The 14,375-nt window shown below is 68.0% G+C and carries 11 protein-coding genes and 1 pseudogene; 8 read left to right on the top strand and 4 right to left on the bottom strand.

Translation table 11 applies throughout. The features are described from left to right. Positions 1-569: pseudogene (locus ACLN58_RS04380) on the bottom strand (LuxR family transcriptional regulator); the annotation flags it as partial. A 120-nt stretch (positions 570-689) separates the two neighbouring features. Between ACLN58_RS04380 and hxlB the strand changes: the two are divergent. Together hxlB and hxlA are read left to right on the top strand one after the other, a co-directional pair. Then, positions 690-1,316, top strand: a complete 627-nt coding sequence (hxlB, locus tag ACLN58_RS04375) for a 6-phospho-3-hexuloisomerase (protein WP_415854058.1) — start codon at positions 690-692, stop codon at positions 1,314-1,316. Positions 1,317-1,421: 105 nt separating this feature from the next. Continuing rightward, complete coding sequence (hxlA, locus tag ACLN58_RS04370; RefSeq protein ID WP_415854057.1) at positions 1,422-2,045, top strand: 3-hexulose-6-phosphate synthase; 624 nt, start codon at positions 1,422-1,424, stop codon at positions 2,043-2,045. 87 nt (positions 2,046-2,132) lie between these two features. Here hxlA and ACLN58_RS04365 read toward each other — a convergent pair whose 3' ends face one another. The 3 genes from ACLN58_RS04365 to purU all read right to left on the bottom strand — a co-directional run bounded on the left by ACLN58_RS04365 (position 2,133) and on the right by purU (position 6,565). Continuing rightward, positions 2,133-2,945 (bottom strand): IclR family transcriptional regulator, encoded by an 813-nt coding sequence (locus ACLN58_RS04365; RefSeq protein ID WP_415854056.1) that lies wholly within the window; start codon positions 2,943-2,945, stop codon positions 2,133-2,135. Between the two features lie 190 nt (positions 2,946-3,135). Continuing rightward, a complete protein-coding gene (locus ACLN58_RS04360) occupies positions 3,136-5,607 on the bottom strand; it encodes a GcvT family protein (RefSeq protein WP_415854055.1) in 2,472 nt (823 codons plus the stop codon). 40 nt (positions 5,608-5,647) lie between these two features. Continuing rightward, a complete protein-coding gene (gene purU / locus ACLN58_RS04355) occupies positions 5,648-6,565 on the bottom strand; it encodes a formyltetrahydrofolate deformylase (RefSeq protein ID WP_415854054.1) in 918 nt (305 codons plus the stop codon). Between the two features lie 130 nt (positions 6,566-6,695). Between purU and ACLN58_RS04350 the strand changes: the two genes are divergently transcribed. From ACLN58_RS04350 to ACLN58_RS04325, 6 genes are all read left to right on the top strand, one after another. Further along, positions 6,696-7,355: a GntR family transcriptional regulator gene (locus ACLN58_RS04350; RefSeq protein WP_415854061.1), complete on the top strand. Its 660-nt coding sequence runs from the start codon at positions 6,696-6,698 to the stop codon at positions 7,353-7,355. A gap of 62 nt (positions 7,356-7,417) precedes the next feature. Beyond that, positions 7,418-9,724, top strand: a complete 2,307-nt coding sequence (locus tag ACLN58_RS04345; protein WP_415854053.1) for an FdhF/YdeP family oxidoreductase — start codon at positions 7,418-7,420, stop codon at positions 9,722-9,724. Positions 9,725-9,932: 208 nt separating this feature from the next. Further along, a complete protein-coding gene (locus tag ACLN58_RS04340) occupies positions 9,933-11,129 on the top strand; it encodes an NAD(P)/FAD-dependent oxidoreductase (RefSeq protein ID WP_415854052.1) in 1,197 nt (398 codons plus the stop codon). A gap of 65 nt (positions 11,130-11,194) precedes the next feature. Next, positions 11,195-12,364: an aromatic ring-hydroxylating oxygenase subunit alpha gene (locus ACLN58_RS04335; RefSeq protein ID WP_415854051.1), complete on the top strand. Its 1,170-nt coding sequence runs from the start codon at positions 11,195-11,197 to the stop codon at positions 12,362-12,364. Positions 12,365-12,396: 32 nt separating this feature from the next. Then, positions 12,397-12,747, top strand: a complete 351-nt coding sequence (locus tag ACLN58_RS04330) for a bifunctional 3-phenylpropionate/cinnamic acid dioxygenase ferredoxin subunit (protein ID WP_415854060.1) — start codon at positions 12,397-12,399, stop codon at positions 12,745-12,747. Between the two features lie 33 nt (positions 12,748-12,780). After that, positions 12,781-14,355 (top strand): MFS transporter, encoded by a 1,575-nt coding sequence (locus ACLN58_RS04325; protein ID WP_415854050.1) that lies wholly within the window; start codon positions 12,781-12,783, stop codon positions 14,353-14,355. Positions 14,356-14,375 lie beyond the last annotated feature (20 nt).

Here is a 14,375-nt window from a genome sequence, read left to right as displayed (position 1 = left end):
TGCTGGTCCGTGAGCTCCGCCGTGAGCCGCGCCCGCTCGGCGGAGGCGGCGCGGGATTCGCGCAAGTACGACGGCGGAGCTTCCGCCACCTTGTCCCGGATGCGCGCCGCGGCGATGCCCCACAGGCGTCCGAGGACGGCGGCGGCGCCGGGCTCGCTTCGGCCTGGAACCACCACCGGATCCGTCAGGGCCAGAAGGGCGTTCGTCGCGGATCGGAGCGCGAGCACCGGCCGGAGCGCTCCGCCGACCAGTTCCTCGCTCCACCGCGGCTCGAGGTCTGGCAGGGATGACCTGATCCGATCGAGCTCCTCGAGGGATACGCGGCTGATGATCTCCTCCGCCCCGGCCTTCTTCTGCGGCCGGCCGGTGCAGTCCTCGGTGAAGATCACGAGCGACGTGCAGCGCACGTAAGGGGCGAGGCACCGTTTCAGCTTCTCGGCGATCTGGAGCAAGGCGGAGTCCGCAAGCTCAGCGGCCGCGTCCAGGAGGGTCAACGCCTCAGCGCTCGACCCGGGCCGAGCCTCGGCAGCGGAAGTCACAGACCCGGAAGTCATTGGCCCAGAAGTCATTGGCTCAGTGTAGGTGCCCACCCGAACGGGCGGGCAAGACCGTTCCGCGGAACGGTTACCCCACCCATTGGCCCTAGCCCACTGTGGAAGGCAGACGCTGTGAATCTTCAAGGAGTTTCCATGACCCAAGAACTCGCGAGCCCGAAACTCGCGTCACCGCTCGCCGACGCGACGGGCGCTCGCGTTCACCCGGACGGCATCCACGAGAACCTCAGCCGGATCCAAGACGAGGTCTTCTCGACTGCCAGCGCCCTCGACCGCGAGGAGCTCGCCGACGTCGCCCGCCTGATCCGGCGGGCCCCCCGCGTCTTCGTCGTGGGTGCCGGCCGCAGTGGGCTCGTGCTGCGCATGGCGGCCATGCGGCTCATGCATTTGGGCCTCGGCGTTCACGTGGTGGGCGAAACGACCACGCCGGCCATCGGGGCAGGAGACCTGCTCGTCGCGGCGTCGGGCTCCGGGACCACCGCGGGCGTCGTCAAGGCGGCGAGCACGGCTTCCGCCGTCGGAGCCAAGATCGCCGTCTACACGACCGCCCCCGAATCGCCGCTCGCAGCGCGGGCGGACGCCGTCGTCGTCATCCCCGCAGCGCGGAAGACGGACCACGGCTCAGCGGTCTCGCGGCAGTATGCGGGCAGCCTGTTCGAGCAGGTTCTCCTGGTCGCCGCCGAGGCCGTCTTCCAGAGCCTCTGGGACGCGGACGGCACCCCGGCCGAGGAGCTCTGGCTCCGTCACGCCAACCTCGAGTAGCCACTCGGCCTCAACTCATCGAGAGCAGTCCCCCCAAGGGAGCAGTCCCCCAAGGGAGCCGTCCTCACAAGTGGGCAGTCCCCCAAGAAAGAAGGAGAAAGAAGCATGAAACTTCAGGTCGCGATGGATGTCCTGACCCTCGACGAGGCTCTGGCCCTCGCCGAGAAGGTCGCCGAGCACGTGGACATCATCGAGCTCGGTACGCCGCTCGTGAAGAACGAGGGCCTCGCCGCCGTCACCGCGGTCAAGCAGGCGCACCCGGACAAGGTGATCTTCGCCGACATGAAGACCATGGACGCGGGCGAGCTCGAGGCCGAGCTCGCGTTCAAGGCCGGCGCCGACCTCGTCTCGGTGCTCGGCAGCGCGGACGATTCCACGATCGCCGGCGCCGTCAAGGCCGCCCGGGCCCACAACAAGGGCGTGGTCGTCGACCTGATCGGCGTCGAGGACAAGGTCACCCGGGCCAAGCAGGCTCGCGAGCTGGGTGCCAAGTACGTCGAGTTCCACGCGGGCCTGGACGAGCAGGCCAAGCCGGGCTATGACCTCGGCGTCCTCCTGACGGCGGGCGAGCGGGCGCGGGTGCCGTTCTCGGTTGCCGGCGGGGTGAACGCCTCGACGATTGCGTCGGTGCAGCACGCCGGTGCCGACGTCGCGGTCGCGGGCGGCTCGATCTACGGCGCGGCCGATCCGGCCAAGGCCGCCCGCGAGCTCAGATCCGCAATCGTCTGAACCAGCTTGCTGCCACGAAGGGCGCGGCCGGATCGTTTCCGGCCGCGCCCTTCGGTGTCGGCCTTCGGTGCGCTGACGGGCCCGGACCTATCGACGAAGGCTGTCCGGCGTCGGGCCGCCCATGAGTTCGGTGATCTCCTCCCCCGCGCCGACGACGGCCTTGACGACGTCGGCATCGCTAGGGTCGAACCGGAACGCGGGCCCAGAGAGGCTGACGGCCCCGATGAGATCGCCGGTGTGGGCAAAAACGGGGGCGGCGATCGCGTTGAGCCCGTCTTCGAGCTCGCCGCGCGTCGAGGCGTAGCCTCGCTCGACGATGGCGGGGAGCTCCTTCTCAAGCTGCTCGCGGTTCAAGGTGTGCGGTGTCAGCGCCGTGAGCTCGACCCGCTGAAGCAGTTCGGCCCGCGCGGTCGAGTGGAGGTAGGCCAGGAACACCTTGCCGCTCGACGTCGCGTAGAGCGGCGTCAGGTTGCCGATCCAGTCAAAGGTCGCGAGGTTCGCGGATCCCATCGCCTGGTCCACGTTCACGGCATACACGTCGCGGCGCACCGCGAGGTTCACGGTCTCCCCATAGCGTTGGGCCAAGTCCTCGAGGACGGGCCTCGCCGTGTGGACGAGGCTGAGGCGTCTGGGAATCGAGCTCGCCACACGGAGCAGGCCGACGCCGAGCTGATACTTCCCGCGGCGGCTGCTCTGCTGCACGAAACCGTGGCCCTCGAGCGCCGAGAGGATGCGCGACGCCGTCGATTTGTGCACGCCCATGCGTTCCGCGACGTCACCCACGGCGGCGCTTCCCTCCTTCGCGAGGATCTCGAGGGCCTGGACGACCCGCTCGACGGCCTGTACGCCGTTGGCGGACCGCCCCTCGTCTGGGTCTTCGGGCACGGATGTCTTCGCCATGCTCCGATTCTGCCAGAGAGCGTGCTATCGGACTCAGAGGCGGGCAGCGCCGGCAAGGCCGGGCTCTCTCGATGAACCGCCGGCACGGCCGGCCGCGGCGCGGTCCTGCGCAATGTCGCCAATCTGGCGAGATAGCTCTCGGCGGTCCCGGATCTGATCACAGGTCCTCCTGGTTGGGGCGCGGTCAGCGTCAGCCGCGGAGGCGCTTCATCTCTGGATCGAAGAGCGGCTCGGGTGTCACCGTGGCGGAGAGGCGCTGCCCGAAGTACTCGATCTCTACGGCGTCGCCTTCGGCGACGGCGCCCGGGAGGTACGCGTACGCGATGGGCTTGCCGATCGTGTAGCCGTACGCGGCGCTCGTGACGTAGCCCACCGGCTCGTCCTTGTAGAACACCGGCTCCTTGCCGAGGATCATCGACTGCCCGTCGTCGACGGTGAGGCAGCGCAAGCGGCGCGCCGAGCCCTCCTCGGAGAGCCCCTCGAGGGCCGCCTTGCCGACGAAGTCGTCCTTCGCCAGCTTCACGGAGAACGCGAGGCCAGCCTCGAACGGGTCGTGCTCGGTGGTCATATCCGTGCCCCACGAGCGGTAGCCCTTCTCGAGCCGCAGCGCACTGAACGCGGCGCGGCCCGCGGCGATAATGCCGTGCGGCTGGCCAGCCTCCCAGAGGACGTCCCACAGGCGCTGGCCGTTGTCCGCGCTCGTGTAGAGCTCCCAACCAAGCTCGCCCACGTAAGAGAGCCGCATGGCCGTGACCGGCACCCCGCCGATCGTGGCCTTCTTGGCGCGGAAGTAGCGCAGGCCGTCGTTCGTGAAGTCGTCGCTGCTGATCGCGGAGACGACCTCGCGGGCCAACGGGCCCCACAGGCCAATACAGCACGTGCCGCCCGTGGTGTCGCGGACCTGGGCCCATTGAGTGGCGTCCGCCTCGCGCTGACGGCGGGCCTCACGCGTGAAGTAGGCGAGGTCGATGCTGCCGTTCGCGCCGACCTGGAACGTCTCCTCGTCGAGGCGGGCCACCGTGATATCGCTGCGGATTCCGCCGTGCTCATCGAGGAGGAGGCAGTAGGTCACTGCGCCAGGCTTCTTGGAGACGTCGCCGGTGGTGAGCTTCTGGAGGAGGGCGACGGCGCCGGGCCCCGAGATCTCGAGGCGCTTGAGCGGCGTCATGTCGTACATGGCGACGGCGGTACGTGTCTTCCAGGCCTCGGCGGCGGCGATGGGGGAGCTGTAGAGGGCCGACCAGGAGTCGCGGGCCGGCGGCTGCCACTCCGTGGGGAGTTCGTCGAGAAGATGGGCGTTCGCCTCGAACCAGTAGGGCCGCTCCCAGCCGCCCCCCTCGAGGAAGTAGCCGCCGAGCTCGCGGTGCCGCGCGTTGAACGGGCTCACCCGGAGGTTGCGCGGCGACTCCTTGGGCTGAAGCGGGTGCAGGACGTCGTAGATCTCGACGAAGTTCTGCTGGGACGTCTCGCTCACGTACGACGGCGCGAGCTGCACCTCTTCGAAACGCGCGACGTCGCACTCGCCGAGGTCGATCTCGGATCGTCCCTCGACGAGCACCTGGGCGACCGCCCGCGCGACGCCCGCCGAGTGGGTCACCCACACCGCCTCCGCGACGTAGAAGCCGTCGAGGTCGCGGTGCTGGCCGACGATCGGGCCGCCGTCGGGGGTGAACGAGAAGATGCCGTTGAAGCCGTCCTCGATCTCCGCCTTGCGGAGGGCGGGAAGGATCTCCTTCGAGGCCTCCCACGGGCCCTCGAAGTCCTCGGGCGTGAAGTCGAGGCGGGACGGCATGTTGTGCTCGTCGACGTGCTTCGGAGTCAGGCCGAGGTCCGCCGCGACGACCGGCATGGGCCGGTGCGCGTACGAGCCGATTCCGTAGCGCTCGCCGTGCTCGCGGTAGTAGAGGTCCTGGTCCTGGTGACGCAGGATCGGGAGGGTGGCGCCGTTGGGGAGCTCGTTGCGGCCCTCAAGGGCAGGGATCGGGCCCGTCTTGACGTATTGGTGCGCGAGCGGGAGGAGCGGGATGGACATCCCGACCATCGCGCCGACCTCGACGCCCCAGAAGCCGGCACAGGAGACGACGATGTCCGCCGGGATCACGCCGTCGGGCGTTTGCACGCCGGTGACCCGACCGCCGTCCTGCTCGATGCCCGTGACCGGCGTCGAGCCCCTATAGACGACGCCTGCCTCGCGGGTCCGCTCGATGAGGAGCTGGACAGACTTCGCCGCGAGCGCAAGGCCGTCGCTCGGGATGTGCAGGCCGCCCAGCACGATCTCCTCGTTGAGGAGCGGGTAGATGCGCTTGCACTCGGCCGCGTCGACGAGGCGGGCATCGATGCCCCACGACTGCGCGTAGCCGAGCTTGCGCTTGAGGTCCTCGTAGCGCGCCTCGGTCGTGGCGACCTCGAGGCCGCCGACCTGGTTGAAGCAGTCGAGCGAGAGGAGCTTCTGGACCGTGTACTTCGCGAAGAGGCTCATCGTCTTGGACGCATTTGTCTGGAAGACGAGACCGGGCGCATGGGATGTCGAGCCGCCCGGCATATCGAGCGGCCCCTGGTCGACGACCGTGATGTTCGTCCAACCGCGCTGGACGAGCTCATCCGCGACGTTGGTTCCGACAATGCCTGCGCCGATGATGACGACGCTCTGCGAGTTGGTCATAGCGGTTCTTTCTGCGGTGGGTGGGCGGGTTTCTGAAGCCTCAGCGGAAGACGACGGTGCTTGCGCCATCGAGGAGGACGCGGTGCTCGGAGTGCCACCGGACAGCCCGCGAGAGGGCAAGACACTCGGCGTCCTGGCCTACGGTCGCGAGGGCCTGGGGATGGAAAGTGTGATCCACGCGGATCACTTCCTGCTCGATGATCGGCCCCTCGTCGAGGTCCGCGGTGACGTAGTGCGCGGTGGCGCCCACGAGCTTGACGCCGCGCTCATAGGCCTGGTGGTAGGGCTTCGCGCCCTTGAAGCCGGGCAGGAAGGAATGGTGGATGTTGATCGCCCGGCCCTTGAGAGCGGTGGTGAGCTCGTCGGAGAGGATCTGCATGTAGCGGGCCAGCACCACGAGGTCGACCTCGTGCTCGTCAACGAGCGCGAGGAGCCGAGCCTCGGCTTCGCGCTTCGTGGCTGCCGTGACCGGAACGTGGACAAACGGCAGGCCCGCTGCTTCCGCCATCGGGCGGAGGTCCTCGTGGTTGGAGACGACGATCGCGATCTCGCCGCCGAGCGTGCCGGCCCGCCACCGGAAGATCAAGTCGTTGAGGCAGTGCCCGAACTTGGACACCATGACGAGGAGGCGGGGCTTCGTCTCGTCGTGGAACGAGAAGTCCATGGAGAACTCCTCGGCCGTGGCCCGGAACTCGTCTTCGAGCTCGAGTGCGTCGACGGGCGATTCCGCGGAGAAGGCGGTACGGAGGAAGAGCATCCCTCGTTCTCGATCGTCGAACTGCTGATGTTCAGCGATGTCGAAGCCGTGCTGGTAGAGGAAGGCCGTCACCGCCTGGACGATCCCCGGGCGTTCAGGGCACGAAAGGGTCAGGACCGCGGTGTGCCCCGCCGAACGGCGCCTTCCTTGGAGGGTCGCCGAAGCAGCGGGCTCAGCCAATCGCGTGGCGGTCTCACTCATGGACATCGGTACTCCTGATGGGTAAGTCATATTCATCTGATACAACTCTGATATATTAGATGTGTGACTCAGGTTATACTGAGCCGAACATCGGGTCAACAGGAGAAGGAGGAGGACCGTGGTCCACGCGATGATCGATCCGCAGTCCCGGCCATCCTTGGCGGAGACGGCCTACCGGGCTCTTCAGGACCGGCTTCTCACGCTCGAGATCCGACCGGGGGACCCGCTCAATGACGAGGTTCTCGCACGAGACCTGGGGTTCGGCCGCACTCCAGTGCGCGAGGCGCTCAAGCGGCTCGAGGTGGATCGACTCGTGGTGACCTATCCGCGCCGCGGCACGTTTGCCACCCCTGTAGAGGTCACCGACCTGGCGTACATCTCCGAGATCCGCAGCCAGCTCGAGCCGCTTGCGGCGGCTCGGGCCGCCCGGCTTGCCTCGCCCTCCTCGCGGCTGCATCTGGCCACGCTCATCGGACGGGTTCGGAACTTTGACACGTCCCAGTCGAGCGTGAGCGAGACCCTCCGGTTCGACGCCGACATCCACCGCGGCATCTACGCAGCGGCGGGCAATCCGCACCTTGAGGACGCGCTCGTCCACTACGACAACCTCGCGACGCGGATCTGGTGCCTCGTCATGGACCGCCTGCCGGGCCTGGGCGGCCACCTGCACGAACATGTCGCCCTCCTCCAGGCCGTCATCGACGGGAAGGAAGGGCGCGCCGCGGAGCTTTCGGCGCTTCACGTCGAGGGCTTCGAACAGGCGGTGCGGTCGGCGCTCTTCGCGGCGTAGCACCCGGCCAGCCGATCCCCATCCATTGACCACCCCTCTATAGCGAGCACCAAGGAGTCTCCGTGTTCAATCGCAAGCCAGCCGAGGAAGACATCGACGAGGCGGCGCTTGAGGTCCATGCGCCGAAGACGGCCGCGGCGGGGGTGAAGGCGGTGACGGTGGCGCTGGAGCGGGGCCTGGCGCAGGCCGGGGTGGCCCGCACGGTGCGTTCGATGCTGCGGGTGAACCAGCGGGACGGGTTCGACTGCCCGGGCTGCGCGTGGCCGGAGTCGATCACTGGGCGTCGCAAGCCCGCGGAGTTCTGCGAGAACGGGGCAAAGGCGATCGCGGAGGAGTCCACGCTCCGCACCGTGGGCCCCCGGTTCTGGGCCGAGCACCCGATCGCCGAGCTCGAGGGCAGGAGCGAGTTCTGGCTCGGCTCGCAGGGCCGGATCACGGAGCCGGTGGTGATCCGGCCCGGGGAGAGGCACTACTCGCCGATCTCGTGGGGCGAGGCGTTCGAGCTGATCGCCGAGCACATCAGTGCGACGACTCCTGACCGGTGCGTGTTCTACACCTCGGGGCGGACGGCGAACGAGACGGCCTACCTCTACCAGCTGTTCGCCCGCTCGCTGGGGACGAACAACCTCCCGGACTGCTCGAACATGTGCCACGAGTCCTCCGGGTTCGCGCTCAACCCGACCATCGGGGTGGGGAAGGGCACGGTGTCCCTCGAGGACATCCACCACGCCGAACTGGTCCTCGTGGTGGGGCAGAACCCGGGCACGAACCACCCCCGGATGCTCTCGGCCCTGGCCGAGTGCAAGGCCCACGGCGGGAAGGTCGTGGCCGTGAACCCGCTGCCCGAGGCCGGGCTCATGGCGTTCAAGGACCCCCAGACGCCCCGCGGGGTGGTGGGAGACGGGGTGCCGATCGCGGACGAGTTCCTCCAGATCCGCCTCGGCGGGGACCTGGCCCTGTTCCAGGCCTGGGGGCACCTGCTCCTGGCCGCCGAGGAGCGCAACCCGGGCACCGTCGTCGACCGCGCCTTCGTCGCCGCCCAGACCGAAGGCTTCGACGCCTATGCCGCGGCCCGCGCGTCGATCGACTGGGCCGAGACCGAGGCCGCCACCGGCCTGACCCGGGCCCAGATCGAGCACACCGCCCAGATGCTCATCGCGTCCAAGGCCACCATCGTGTGCTGGGCGCTGGGCCTGACCCAGCAGCCGCACTCCGTGGACACGCTCAAGGAAATCGTCAACCTGCTCCTGCTCCAGGGCAACTTCGGCAAGCCAGGGGCCGGCGCGTGCCCGGTCCGCGGACACTCCAACGTCCAGGGCGACCGCACGATGGGGATCTGGGAGAAGCCGACCTCGACGTTCATCGCCGCCCTCGAGGCCGAGTTCGGCCTCCCCTTCCCGCGCGAGCACGGCTACGAATCCGTCGAGACCCAGCACGCCCTCGAGGCCGGGGACGTGGACGTGTTCGTCTCCATGGGCGGGAACTTCCTCTCCGCCGCCTCCGACACCGCCCACACCGACGCCGGCCTCAGGCGAACCGGGCTGACCGTGCACATCTCCACCAAGCCCAACCGCTCCCACATCGCCCACGGCCGGACCTCCCTGATCCTGCCCACGCTCGGCCGGACCGACGTGGACGACAAGCACCCGGGCGGGAGCCAGTTCGTCACCGTGGAGGACTCGATGTCGGTGGTGCACTCCTCCCAGGGCCGGCTCCGCCCGGTCTCCGAGCACCTCCTGGCCGAGCCGGTGATCGTGGCCCGCATGGCCCAGGCCGCCCTCGGCCCGGACCACCCGATCGACTGGCGGGCCATGGCCGAGGACTACGACGCGATCCGGGACCACATCTCCCGCACCATCCCCGGCTTCGAGGACTTCAACACCAGGGTCAGGACCAGGAACGGCTTCGTCCTGCCCAACCCGCCCAGGGACACCCGCACGTTCGCCACCGACATCGGCAAGGCCCGCTTCACCGTCAGCCCCCTCGAATACCTCCGGGCCCCGGCAGGGCACCTGATCCTGCAGACCCTGCGCTCCCACGACCAGTACAACACCACGATCTACGGCCTCGACGACCGCTACCGCGGCATCTCCAACGCCCGCAGGGTCATCCTCGTGAACCCCGAGGACCTCGCCGCCCTCGGCCACACCGACCGCGAGCTCGTCGACGTCGTCTCCGTCTTCAACGGCGAGGAACGCCGCGCCGAGGCCTTCCGCCTCGTCGCCTACCCCACCGCGAGAGGCTGCGCCGCCGCCTACTACCCCGAAGCCAACGTCCTGGTCCACAAAGGCCTCGTCGCCCGCGAATCCAACACCCCCGGCTACAAAGCCGTCACCATCAGATTCGAGAAACGCCCCGACCGGGACTAGTCGCCCAGCCAGTCCCTGACCCTCCCGCTCGCCGCTGCCAGCACGTCCTGCTGGCGGCGGCGAGCCCTTTTGGCGCGCCCGAAAGCAATTCCCCCGAAGGGGGGTTGACAGCGCCCTGTGAGCTGACTCACTGTTGTGTATAGCGCATCGTGTTGCATCTGTTGCAAGTAAGGGCGATCGCCCCTCCCGGCTCAGTTCAGGAACCTCCATGAAAACTCTTGCGATTGTGGGATCGTCCCTCGCGGGTCTCTCTGCGGCCCGCGCAGCGCGTTCCCAGGGCTTCGACGGACAGCTCGTGCTGATCGGCGAAGAACCCCACCGTCCCTACGACCGTCCTCCGCTCAGCAAGGACTTCCTCAGCGGAAAGATCGGCGCCGAGGCCTTGTCCCTCGAGGACGCCGACCAGGATCTCGAGGCCGAATGGCTCCTCGGGAAGCGTGCCGTCGCGCTCGATCCGTCGGGCGGGGCGGTCGTCCTCTCGGACGGCCAGCGGCTCAAGGCGGACGGGATCGTGCTCGCCACGGGATCCACCGCACGGATGCTCCCCGGTTTCGGGGGCCTCCAGAACGTCCACACTCTCCGCACGCTCGACGACGCGCAACGGCTCCGTGAGGAGCTGCGCCCGGGAGCCAAGCTGCTCATCGTCGGCGCGGGGCTCATCGGTGCCGAGGTGGCCTCGACCGCCCGGTCCGCCGGGGTCGACGTCGCCATCCTCGCCGGTCCCAGCGTCCCGCTCGGCCGCAGTCTCGGCGCCGAGATGGGGAACCTTCTCTCTGGGCTCCACTCCGCCAACGGCGTGGAGCTCGTCCGCGGGGCGTCCATCGTCGGCCGGCGCACCGAAGGCACACGAGTTCGCACGGTCGAACTCTCCGATGGGCGCACGATCGAAACGGACGCCATCCTGCTGGCCATCGGCGGCGAGGCGGCGACAAGCTGGCTTGAAGGCTCGGGCATTCGCCTCGCCGACGGCGTCATATGCGACGACCACGGCCGCACCAGCATTCCGGAGGTCGTCGCCGTCGGCGATTGCGCGGCCTGGCACGACCGGCATCTCGGCCGCCCCCACCGCCACGGACACTGGAATTCGGCGCTCAACCAACCGGCCCGCGCGATGAGCGCGCTCCTCGGAAGCCCCGACCCCGAGGCGCAGGCCACGCTTCCCTACTTCTGGTCGGACCAGTACGGGATCCGCATTCAGTTCAGCGGCCACGCCGAACTCGCGGACCGAATCGAGATCGAAGAAGGCGACCCCACCACGCACAGCTTCTTGGCGGCCTACTACCGGGGTGACCGCCCGGTGGCGCTGCTCAGCAGCGCTCAGCCACGCCTCTTCGCGAAGCGTCGTCGCGACGTCGAACGCGCCCAGCGAACCGCCGTGCCTGGCCTCACCGCCGTTCCGAACTGAGCGGCACGGCCGCCCGCAAACAGCATTTTCACCACAGCACACGAATACACCGAAAAGGAGACGACATGACCACGGCACCGGAGAAGATCGCAGCCCAAGGCAACCACGCGAAGCTCTCGGACAGTCTCATCGCCACGCTGCCCGGCTACACCTACACCGACGAGGGCGTCTTCCGGGCCGAGCAGGAGCGGATCTTCGAGCAGATGTGGTTCTGCGCCGTCCGGTCGGCCGACTTGGAGAAGCCGGGCTCATTCAAGACCGTCCAGATCGGCCGCGAGAGCATCATCGTCAGCCGCAACCGCAAGGGCGAGATCCGCGCCTTCTTCAACATCTGCCGCCACCGCGGCGCGAAGCTGTGCATGGAGGAGTCCGGCCAGGCCGAGCGTTCGTTCCAGTGTCCCTACCACGCGTGGACGTACGATCTCGACGGCAAGCTCGTCGCCGCCCCCAACCTGACCAAGATGCCCGACATCGACCGCCACGAGTACGGCCTCGTCAAGGTCCACCTCCGCGAGCACCTCGGCTACGTGTGGCTGTGCCTCGCCGAAGAGCCGCCGTCCTTCGAGGACGAGGTCATGGGCGCCATCGAGGAGCGTCTGGGCGACGTTCACAAGATCGACGGCTACGACGTGGCAAACCTGAGCCTGGGCCGCCGCATCACCTACGACGTCAAGGCCAACTGGAAGCTCATCATCGAGAACTTCATGGAGTGCTACCACTGCGCGACGATCCACCCCGAGCTCACCGAGGTCCTGCCCGAGTTTGCCGATGGCCTCGCCGCTCAGTACTTCGTGGGCCACGGCGCCGAATTCGGAGAGAACATCAAGGGCTTCACGATCGACGGCTCCGAGGGCTTCGACCACATCCCCGGGGTTGGCGTCGACCAGGACCGCCGGTACTACGCCATCACGATCAAGCCGACCGTGTTCGTGAACCTGGTCCCGGACCACGTGATCATCCACCGGATGTTCCCGCTCGCCGCCGATCGCACGATCGTCGAATGCGACTGGCTCTACCTGCCCTCGGTCGTGGAGAGCGGCAAGGACGTCACCGCCTCCGTCGAGCTCTTCCACCGCGTCAACCAGCAGGATTTCGACGCCTGCGAGCGCTGCCAGCCGGCCATGGCGTCCCGCATCTACGCGAAGGGCGGCGTGCTCGTCCCAAGCGAGCACCACATCGGCACGTTCCACGACTGGGTCATGGAACGAGTCGGGGACATCACCCCTGCCAGCTGACCGCGTCGAGGAGAACCACCATGGGCAAGCCAATGACCCGCATCTGCCCCCTGTCCGAACTGGCCGCCGGCGATGCCGTGCGGCTCGAGACACGGCCCCCGATCGCGCTCTTCCACACCGAAGAGGGCGAACTGTTCGCGATCGACGACACCTGTACGCATCAGGACGCCTCGCTTGCCGATGGGTACGTGGAAGGCTGCGAGGTCGAATGCCCCCTGCACGCGTCCAAGTTCGACCTGCGGACAGGCACAGTGGATGCACCGCCAGCGAAACTGCCCGTGCGTGTGCACGCCGTCGAAGTACGTGACGGCGACATCTACCTCCAGGAGTCTGAGGAGGAGCCCAACTTACCGCCCGGAATCACGGTGGACGGCCACGCCTGAGCCGTTGCCGAAATTCAGCGAGAGGAGCTCTTCATGACCATCAAAGGTGATGCCACCATCGAAGAGAACACCAATCATCCACGCGAATTCGAGGTGCGTACGGCCTTGGATCGTCACCACGAAGTAGGACCCGGCACCGGTAGGCCGTCGCGCGAGCGCCGACGCCTCGTCGTGTCCGACATCAACGTCGTTGACCACCCGATGCTCCGGAAGGCCATCGGCGGCATGATCGTCGGCAACACGATGGAGTGGTACGACGTCGGCGTCTTCGGCTACCTCATCACCACGATGGGGCCCGTGTTCCTCCCGGAAGCAGACAAGACCGTCCAGACACTGTTCCTGCTCGGCACGTTCGCCGCGACCTTCATCGCCCGGCCACTGGGAGGCGTCGTCTTCGGCTGGCTCGGCGACAGGGTCGGCCGCCAGAGGATCCTTGCCGCGACCCTCATCCTCATGTCAGCCAGCACCCTGGGGGTCGGCCTCCTCCCGGGGTACGCCCAGATCGGCGCGGGGGCGGCCGCGCTGCTCGTCGCCCTGAAGCTCGTGCAGGGATTCTCGACGGGCGGCGAGTACGCGGGCGCTACGACATTCGTGTGCGAATACGCTCCGGACAAGCGGCGCGGCTTCTTCGCGAGCTTCCTGGACATGGGTTCGTACATCGGATTCGCCCTCGGCGCTGCCTTCGTGTCCGTCCTGCAGCTGACGGTAAGCCAGGACGCGATGGAGCAGTGGGGCTGGAGGCTGCCGTTCCTTGCGGCGGGCCCACTGGGAGCGATCGCGATCTACTTCCGGTTCAAGATCGAGGAATCCCCGCAGTTCCAGGCGACGCTCCACGCGCAGGAGGCCGTGGCTGCTCACGCTGTCGCTGCTGATGTCGCCTTTGCCAAGGGCCCGCTCGGCGTTGTGAAGGCATATTGGCGTCAGATCGTGCTCGCCATGATCCTGGCGGCGGCCGCGAATTCCGTGGGCTACGCCCTGACGTCGTACATGCCGACATATCTGACCGACGCAAAGGGCTATGACCCCGTTCACGGCACCCTCCTGACCATCCCGGTCCTGGTCGTGATGTCGCTGTGCATCCCCCTCACCGGAAGGCTTTCCGACCGGGTCGGGCGCCGGCCGGTGCTGTGGATCGGAGCCGGAAGCACCATCCTTTTCTCGGTCCCCGCTTTCCTGCTCATCTCAGTGGGTGCCGTCTGGTCCACCTTCGCGGGGCTGGCCCTCATCGCCTTGCCAGTGGCGTTCTACGTGGGCAATCTTGCCTCGGCCCTGCCTGCGCAGTTCCCGACCTCGAGCCGCTACAGCGGCATGGGCATCGCCTACAACTTCGCCGTGGCCATCTTCGGCGGCCCCACGCCCTTCATCGTCCAGGCCCTGATCGAGCTCACGCATAACGACATGGCCCCGGCGTACTACCTCATGGCGACCTCGGTCGTCGGTGCCGTTGCCGTCTACTTCCTGCGCGAAGCCGCCCGCCGGCCGCTGCCCGGCTCGATGCCGAGTGTGGACACCGCGGCCGAAGCCCGCGAGCTTGTGGCCACCCAAGACGACAACCCCCTCATCGATCTCGACGAGATGCCGTTCGAGATCAGCCACACACGTCCCTGAACCTGCCTTGTCCAACCCCA

The sequence above is a fragment of the Sinomonas sp. G460-2 genome (assembly GCF_047759905.1).
Classification (GTDB): domain Bacteria; phylum Actinomycetota; class Actinomycetes; order Actinomycetales; family Micrococcaceae; genus Sinomonas.
The sequence above is the reverse complement of the archived record's forward strand: the minus strand, read 5'-3'. Positions and strand labels throughout refer to the sequence as shown.